The organism is Roseateles sp. P1_C6 (genome assembly GCF_056406315.1).
Genome location: NZ_JBFUAK010000016.1, coordinates 85,124 through 91,473, shown reverse-complemented (window position 1 = coordinate 91,473; position 6,350 = coordinate 85,124). Strand labels below are relative to the sequence as shown.

Annotated in this window: 6 protein-coding genes; 5 read left to right on the top strand and 1 reads right to left on the bottom strand. The window is 68.0% G+C overall.

Translation table 11 applies throughout. The features are described from left to right. Positions 1-256: 256 nt before the first annotated feature. Genes AC1D29_RS28535 through AC1D29_RS28515 form a run of 5 tightly spaced genes read left to right on the top strand, consistent with a single transcriptional unit; the run spans position 257 to position 4,287 of the window. Positions 257-817, top strand: coding sequence for a hypothetical protein (locus AC1D29_RS28535; RefSeq protein ID WP_477903972.1), 561 nt, complete (start codon positions 257-259; stop codon positions 815-817). Further along, positions 814-1,821: an ABC transporter permease gene (locus AC1D29_RS28530; protein WP_477903970.1), complete on the top strand. Its 1,008-nt coding sequence runs from the start codon at positions 814-816 to the stop codon at positions 1,819-1,821. The genes AC1D29_RS28535 and AC1D29_RS28530 overlap by 4 nt, the downstream gene beginning before the upstream one ends. After that, complete coding sequence (locus AC1D29_RS28525) at positions 1,818-2,699, top strand: ABC transporter permease (RefSeq protein WP_477903965.1); 882 nt, start codon at positions 1,818-1,820, stop codon at positions 2,697-2,699. The genes AC1D29_RS28530 and AC1D29_RS28525 overlap by 4 nt, the downstream gene beginning before the upstream one ends. Next, positions 2,696-3,544 (top strand): ABC transporter ATP-binding protein, encoded by an 849-nt coding sequence (locus AC1D29_RS28520; RefSeq protein ID WP_477903963.1) that lies wholly within the window; start codon positions 2,696-2,698, stop codon positions 3,542-3,544. Before AC1D29_RS28525 ends, AC1D29_RS28520 begins: the two co-directional genes overlap by 4 nt. Positions 3,545-3,549: 5 nt before the next feature. Continuing rightward, positions 3,550-4,287, top strand: a complete 738-nt coding sequence (locus AC1D29_RS28515; protein WP_477903976.1) for an ABC transporter ATP-binding protein — start codon at positions 3,550-3,552, stop codon at positions 4,285-4,287. A gap of 229 nt (positions 4,288-4,516) precedes the next feature. Here AC1D29_RS28515 and AC1D29_RS28510 read toward each other — a convergent pair whose 3' ends face one another. Further along, positions 4,517-6,322, bottom strand: a complete 1,806-nt coding sequence (locus AC1D29_RS28510; protein ID WP_477903961.1) for a hypothetical protein — start codon at positions 6,320-6,322, stop codon at positions 4,517-4,519. Positions 6,323-6,350: the final 28 nt, after the last annotated feature.

Below are 6,350 nucleotides of genomic sequence, written 5' to 3'. Positions count from 1 at the left end.
GGATGGAAGAGGCTCGCAATCACCTTGACCGGTTCCAAGCTGTAGTGGCTCTACAGGAACGCGGGCAGAAGCTTGAGTTGAAACTGGCTCCAGGCGCCTCCACATTCGTCGTTCAAAGCTTCGCCGGCTGAGGAGGTGTCCTCGAGGTGCAGGCGGCGTGGCTGGACTGGACAAGAGTCTTACTACGCAAATGGTCCAAGGCTTGTAGCTGAGCCAGAAAAGGCAACATGCCAACTCTTTCCAGGGGCTCGACCCCGTGGCCGCGCGCCGCCTGCTGGCCCAGGCCGGCCTGGCCGACGGCTTCGAGACGACCATCCGTGTCGTCGCCGAGGCGCCCTTCACCGGCATCGCCACCAGCCTGCAGGCCACGCTGGCCCAGGCCGGCATCCGCGCCAGCATCCTGCCGGGCACCGGCAACCAGGTTTACGGCTCCATGCGCGAGCGCAGCTTCGAGATCGTCGTCGGCCGCGGCGGCGGTGGCGCCGAGGCCCACCCGCACTCCAGCCTGCGCGCCCTGGTCTACAACCCCGACAACCGTGACAGCGCACGGCTCAGCAACTTCCAGGGTTGGCGCACTGGCTATGCCGACGCCGAGCTGAACCGCCTCATCGAGCAGGCCCTGCTGACGCCGGACGCCACCGCGCAGGCCGCCCTCTACCGCCAGGCCCAGCAGCGCTTCGACGCGCAGGTCGGGGCCATCCAGCCCATCGCCCAGATGCTCGACACCCAGGTGCTGCGCCGTGCCGTGCACGGCTATCACGGCCACCCCAGCGGCGCGACGCGGCTGCGCGAGGTCTACAAGGAGAGCCACCCATGACGAAGCGGTGGATACGCGGTGGCACGAGCGCGGCGCTGGCCTTGCTCGGCCTGCTGCTGCTGACCTTCATGATCGGCCGCGTGATGCCGCTGGACCCGGTGCTGGCCATCGTCGGCCCCGACGCCGACCGCGCCACCTACGAGCAGGTCTACCGCCAGCTCGGCCTGGACCGGCCGTTGTGGACGCAGTTCGGCCGCTACCTGGGCGACCTGGTGCAGGGCGACCTCGGGCGCGCGCTGCTGACCGGCCGGCCCGTCACCGAGGACCTGGCGCGCGTGCTGCCCGCCACCGTCGAGCTGGCCACGCTGGCCATCCTGCTCGGCGCGCTGCTGGGCGTGCCGCTGGGCGTCTGGGCGGCCAGCAACCACAAGCGCTGGCCCGACCACGTCGCCCGCGTGCTCGGCCTGCTCGGCCACTCCACGCCGGTGTTCTGGTTCGGCATGATGGGCCTGCTGGTCTTCTACGCCTGGCTCGGCTGGGCCGGCGGCATCGGCCGCATCGGCCTGTCGTTTGAAGGCGCCATCCCGCGCGTCACCGGCCTGATGCTGGTCGACACGCTGCTGGCCGGCGACACGGCGGCCTGGCGCAGCGCGCTGCGCCACCTGCTGCTGCCCGCCTGCGTGCTGGGCCTGCACTCCATGGCCTACCTCAGTCGCATGACGCGCAGCTTCATGCTCGCCCAGCTCAGCCAGGAATACATCACCACGGCGCGCGTCAAGGGCCTGAGCCGCCGCCAGGTCGTCTGTGGGCATGCCTTCCTGAACATCCGCGTGCAGCTGCTGACCATCCTGGCGCTGGCCTACGGCGGCCTGCTGGAGGGCGCCGTCCTCGTCGAGACCGTGTTCGGCTGGCCGGGCTTTGGCAGCTACCTGACCGGCAGCCTGCTGCTGGGCGACATGAACGCGGTGATGGGCTCGGTGCTCGTCATCGGCCTGCTTTTCGTCGCCCTGAACCTGACCGCCGACGCGCTCTACCGCGTGTTTGACCCGAGAGCCCGCTCATGACCGCTACCGCCGTTTCCATGGGGGCCTGGCAGGCCTGGCGCCGCGAGACCAGCGCCAGAGCACGCAAGCTGCTGGCCAATCCGCTGACCGCCATCGGCGTCGCCGTCATCGCGCTGCTGGTGCTGGTGGCACTGTTCGCGCCGTGGATCGCCACGCATGACCCGCTGCGCCAGGACCTCGCCGCCGCGCTGCTGCCGCCCAGCCCGGCGCACTGGTTCGGCACCGACGAGTTCGGCCGCGACGTCTTCAGCCGCCTCGTGCATGGCACCCGCATCACGCTGTTCATCGTCGCGCTGGTCACCGTCGTCGTCGGCCCGCTGGGCATGGGCATCGGCGTGGTCTCCGGCTATTTCGGCGGGCGGGTCGACATGGTCTGCATGCGTGTGGCCGACGTCTTCCTGTCCTTCCCCAGCCTGGTGCTGGCGCTAGCCTTTGTCGCGGCGCTGGGCCCGGGCCTGGACCACGCCGTGCTGGCCATCGCGCTGACCGCCTGGGCGCCCATTGCCCGCCTGGCCCGCGCCGAAGCGATGACGCTGCGCAACGCCGACTTCATCGTTGCCGCGCAGCTGCAGGGCGCCTCGCATCTGCGCGTGCTGTGCCGGCATCTGGCGCCGCTGTGCATGCCCTCGGTGCTGGTGCGGCTGACGATGAACATGGCCTCGGTCGTGCTGACAGCCGCCGGCCTGGGCTTCCTCGGCCTGGGTGCTCAGCCGCCGTTGCCGGAATGGGGGTCGATGATCTCCGAAGGCCGCCGCTACATGCTGGACAGCTGGTGGACCGTGGCCGCCCCGGGCGCCGCCATCCTGGCCGTCAGCATGGCCTTCAACCTGCTGGGCGACGGCCTCAACGACGCGCTCGACCCGCGCCAAGCGTCATGACGACTGAACAACAACCGCTGCTCCAGGTCCAGGGCCTGCAAGTGGCCTACGGCAGCCCGGCAGCGCCCGTGCCGGTGGTGCACGGCGTGTCCTTCAGCCTCGGCCGCGAGAAGCTCGCCGTCGTCGGCGAGTCCGGCTCCGGCAAGACCACCGTCGGCCGCGCGCTGCTGAAGCTGCTGCCGCGCCAGGCCCGCATCAGCGCCGAGCGCCTGCAGTTCGACAGCATCGACCTGCTGCAGGCCGGCGAGCGGGACATGGCCGCCCTGCGCGGCCGCCGCCTGTCCATGATCATGCAGGACCCGAAATACTCGCTGAACCCGGTCATGAGCATCGGCCGGCAGATCGGCGAGGCCGTGCAGCGCGGCGCCAAGCTCTCGCGCGCCGAATGCGACGAGCAGGTCGAGGCGCTGCTGGCGCGGGTGCGCATCCGCGAGCCGCGGCGCGTGGCGGCCCAGTACCCGCACGAGGTCTCGGGCGGCATGGGCCAGCGCATCATGATCGCGATGATGCTGGCCCAGCGCCCGCAATTGCTGATCGCCGACGAGCCGACCTCGGCGCTGGACGTGTCGGTGCGCCAGGAGGTGCTGGGCCTGCTGGACGAACTGGTGGCCGAGCAGGGCCTGGCGCTGCTCTTCATCAGCCACGACCTCAACCTGGTGCGGCGCTTCTGCGACCGCGTGCTGGTCATGTACGCCGGCCGCGTCGTCGAGACGCTGGCGGCGGCCGATCTGGCCCACGCGTCCCATCCCTACACGCAGGGCCTGATGGCGGCCCTGCCCAGCCTGCAGCAGCGTCGCGCCGTGCTGCCGGTGCTGCAACGCGACGCGGCCTGGAGCGCGGCATGACGGCGATGTTGTCGGTCCGCGACCTGCAGCTGTCCTTCGGCGAGGGCAAGGAGGCGCGCGTGGTGCTGCACGGCGTGAGCTTCGACGTGGCACGCGGCCAGGCCTTCGGCCTGGTCGGCGAATCGGGCTCGGGCAAGACCACCGTGCTGCGCTGTCTGGCCGGGCAATACCACCACTGGCGCGGCGAGGTGGCCATAGCCGGCCAGGCCTACCGGGGTGAGCGCAGCCTGGCTCACGCCAGCCGCGCGCAGATGGTCTTCCAGGATCCCTACGGTTCCCTGCACCCGCGCCACACGGTGCGCACGGCCCTGGCGGAGCCGCTTCATGTGCACGGGCTGGATCGCGTCGACGAGCGCATCGACGAGGTCCTGCAGCAGGTCGGCCTGCCGCTCGCCTTTCGATTCCGCTACCCCCACCAGATCTCGGGTGGCCAGCGCCAGCGCGTCGCCATTGCCCGCGCCCTCATCCTGAGGCCGCCGCTGCTGCTTCTGGACGAGCCGACCTCGGCCCTCGATGTGTCGGTGCAGGCCGAAGTCCTGAACCTGCTCGCCGACCTGCGGGTGCAGCACGGCCTGACCTATCTGCTGGTCAGCCACGACCTGGGCGTCGTCGCCCATCTGTGCGATCGCCTGGCCGTCATGCAGCAGGGCCGCATCGTCGAGACGCTGAGCCGCGAAACCCTCTGCGAGGGCGGGGCCGAGCATGCCTACACGCGGGCCCTGGTCATGGCCGCCGAGGGCTGACCCTGTTCGATGTTTTGGACCTGAACGTCGATATCGGCGCTAAGTGCAATCCTCGGTGACTGTTCGCAATTCGTTCGCCGGCAAGTTCCACACCGCGCCGCGGTCGCTTAGGCGCTCGCCTCCGTTCGAGTTGCGCGGTGTTTGACGGGCCCAGACCCGACTACACGCGCGTCCGCATCCCCACGTCCCTTGCGGTTGAGGAGGGTTCACCGTCCACTTCTCAGCTCCACTATCTCTTCTCGACGCGGTCAGCCATTCCGTTCGCTGGCGACCGTGAATCCTGGCGCCCCGCTTCCTTGATGGCGAAGTCCGCAGCTTCAACCCCTTGGTTCCTCTCTACGAGCTGCATCACGCGTTCCTTGTCGATGGTCCATTCCTTGAACGGCGTGTCTGGCGGTTGGCTGAGGCGCATCTCCGCAAGAATGGCGCCACGGCTAACGCCACTTTCGAGCCGGCTTTGCCACAGCCTCGCCCATTGGGCAACGGGCTCGTCCGGCATGCTCTGCGCCAGTGAAACCAGCAATTGATGTGCCGCGTCCGCCTGTCCGGCAAAGGCATAGGCCAGCGCCGCGGCGCGGGCGAGCGCGTCGACTTCGCGTGTGGCCTGCCAAGCTGTTGTGACTCCCTCAAGCGCCGCGCCGCCCGGGTCATCGGTTGCGGCCACTTCAGCTCTGAAGGCAGCCAAGGCGGCTTCGGCCGATTGAGGGGACAAGACCCGGGCGCGTTGAAGCTCACTCAGTGCAGCGTGAAGATGGGAGCGCCTGGCGTCGCCCTGGCTCCGCTGGGCAAGGCGGAAGTTCGCCACGCCAAGCAGGTACCGCGCCTCGAAGTTGGCGTCGTCAGCCTGCAGGACGGCATTCAACTGAATCAACGCATCGTGCGGGTCCCCCCAATCGATCTGTGCCCGGCTCAAGGTGAGGCGGGCAAGATCGTCGGTCGGGAATTTGGCCGCCAGGAGGGCGACCTTTTTCAGCAGTGACTCCCCGACCTGCGGGCTCGGACACGACTTCAAAGCGGCATTGGCCAACACGAACTCACCCGCTGCCAGGGGCAGGCTGCGGATGCTCACCCGGGCGTCAGGCAGGGACGGGAGTGCCACCCGGACGGCTTGAAAGCCGCGCAGACCATATCGCCACATCGTTTTACCGATGTCGCTCGTCTTCACGTCGAAGGCGCGTTCGAATGCCGTCGACGCGGAATCCCCATGGCCGGCGATCATGAGGAATCGGTTCAGACGCTTTCGGTTGTCTTCCGACGAGAACATGAAATGAGTCAACAACCAGGATTTCGACTCGAATTCGAGGCGCACACCAGCGTCGCCTGCGTAGTTGCGGGCGTTGGCGATGTGGTGCTGCAGCACGTCGTCGTACTCCAGGCTGTACTGGTGACCGTCGTCGATGAATTTCAGGTACCTGGCAATGCTCTTTGGCACACGGCCAATCACCATTTGCTGTTCTGAAAAGCGCACCGCCGAGAAGTACTGCGCGAAGCCCTCGATGAACATGGTGGGCGTGCGGATGTCGGTGTGTCGGTATAGGAAGTGCCGCGCGTACGCCTCGAAGGCATAGGACAGGCTTTCGTTCAGCGGGGCCTTCTCGAGCTGCGCATCACTGGTTCCGGATATTCGTTCCAGATCGGCCCCGAACCCCTGAACGCCAGACGGGCAACTGCTGTACAGGCCGATTGCATTGGCTGGCAGGCTGCCGTCGACTTCACGCAGCGCTGCGGCCTGGCTGTAGTACAGCGTGAGCTTCGGCCCCTCCTGCTGAATCTGACGAATGGGCAGCGTGTAGATGCGCAGCAGATGATCCAGCTTTTCCAGGTTCTTCAGCAACGCGATGACGTCCTCTTCCCTGGCGTCGGAATAGACGACGAGGTGCGGGCTTTCAGCTCGGAACCATTTGGAGACGTCACCCTTGCGGGCGGCCACCGTCACGCGTTCCAGAGTCTGCGGGGCGGCTTGCTGGGCGCTTGCTGAAGCGCACACCAAAAAGAGGGCGGCGGCGAGTGCGTTCGCCCAGGACCAGTTGCGCATGAAGTTCCTTCCAGATGGTGATTCGGGT

What these genes read in the sequence shown, in the direction of transcription:
- AC1D29_RS28515 (WP_477903976.1), top strand. Translation starts at nt 3,550, where the DNA reads ATGTTGTCGGTCCGCGACCTGCAGCTGTCCTTCGGCGAGGGCAAGGAG.
- AC1D29_RS28530 (WP_477903970.1), top strand. Translation starts at nt 814, where the DNA reads ATGACGAAGCGGTGGATACGCGGTGGCACGAGCGCGGCGCTGGCCTTG.
- AC1D29_RS28520 (WP_477903963.1), top strand. Translation starts at nt 2,696, where the DNA reads ATGACGACTGAACAACAACCGCTGCTCCAGGTCCAGGGCCTGCAAGTG.
- AC1D29_RS28525 (WP_477903965.1), top strand. Translation starts at nt 1,818, where the DNA reads ATGACCGCTACCGCCGTTTCCATGGGGGCCTGGCAGGCCTGGCGCCGC.
- AC1D29_RS28510 (WP_477903961.1), bottom strand. Translation starts at nt 6,322, where the DNA reads ATGCGCAACTGGTCCTGGGCGAACGCACTCGCCGCCGCCCTCTTTTTG.